General features: G+C 53.4%; 1 rRNA gene (cut by a window edge). It reads left to right on the top strand.

The features are described from left to right. A 23S ribosomal RNA gene (locus ACIPL2_RS35085) occupies positions 1–1,316 on the top strand (it extends 1,675 nt beyond the left edge of the window). The last annotated feature ends 20 nt before the right edge of the window (positions 1,317–1,336 follow it).

Raw genomic sequence — 1,336 nt, 5'->3', positions numbered from 1 at the left:
AGGTAACCAGGAACCGTACCCCAAACCGACACAGGTGGTTGGGTAGAGAATACCAAGGCGCTTGAGAGAACTCGGGTGAAGGAACTAGGCAAAATGGCACCGTAACTTCGGGAGAAGGTGCGCCGGTGAGGGTGAAGCATTTACTGCGTAAGCCCATGCCGGTCGAAGATACCAGGCCGCTGCGACTGTTTATTAAAAACACAGCACTCTGCAAACACGAAAGTGGACGTATAGGGTGTGACGCCTGCCCGGTGCCGGAAGGTTAATTGATGGGGTTAGCTAACGCGAAGCTCTTGATCGAAGCCCCGGTAAACGGCGGCCGTAACTATAACGGTCCTAAGGTAGCGAAATTCCTTGTCGGGTAAGTTCCGACCTGCACGAATGGCGTAACGATGGCGGCGCTGTCTCCACCCGAGACTCAGTGAAATTGAAATCGCTGTGAAGATGCAGTGTATCCGCGGCTAGACGGAAAGACCCCGTGAACCTTTACTATAGCTTTGCACTGGACTTTGAATTTGCTTGTGTAGGATAGGTGGGAGGCTTTGAAGCGTGGACGCCAGTTCGCGTGGAGCCAACCTTGAAATACCACCCTGGCAACTTTGAGGTTCTAACTCAGGTCCGTTATCCGGATCGAGGACAGTGTATGGTGGGTAGTTTGACTGGGGCGGTCTCCTCCTAAAGAGTAACGGAGGAGTACGAAGGTGCGCTCAGACCGGTCGGAAATCGGTCGTAGAGTATAAAGGCAAAAGCGCGCTTGACTGCGAGACAGACACGTCGAGCAGGTACGAAAGTAGGTCTTAGTGATCCGGTGGTTCTGTATGGAAGGGCCATCGCTCAACGGATAAAAGGTACTCCGGGGATAACAGGCTGATACCGCCCAAGAGTTCATATCGACGGCGGTGTTTGGCACCTCGATGTCGGCTCATCACATCCTGGGGCTGAAGCCGGTCCCAAGGGTATGGCTGTTCGCCATTTAAAGTGGTACGCGAGCTGGGTTTAGAACGTCGTGAGACAGTTCGGTCCCTATCTGCCGTGGACGTTTGAGATTTGAGAGGGGCTGCTCCTAGTACGAGAGGACCGGAGTGGACGAACCTCTGGTGTTCCGGTTGTCACGCCAGTGGCATTGCCGGGTAGCTATGTTCGGAATAGATAACCGCTGAAAGCATCTAAGCGGGAAACTAGCCTCAAGATGAGATCTCACTGGGACCTTGAGTCCCCTGAAGGGCCGTCGAAGACTACGACGTTGATAGGTTGGGTGTGTAAGCGCTGTGAGGCGTTGAGCTAACCAATACTAATTGCCCGTGAGGCTTGACCATATAACACCCAAGCAATTTGA

It is taken from the genome of Pseudomonas sp. NPDC086251 (assembly GCF_044746405.1).
In the GTDB taxonomy this organism is placed as follows: domain Bacteria; phylum Pseudomonadota; class Gammaproteobacteria; order Pseudomonadales; family Pseudomonadaceae; genus Aquipseudomonas.
Note: the sequence above shows the minus strand (reverse complement) of the source record. Positions and strands in the feature narration are given on the sequence as shown.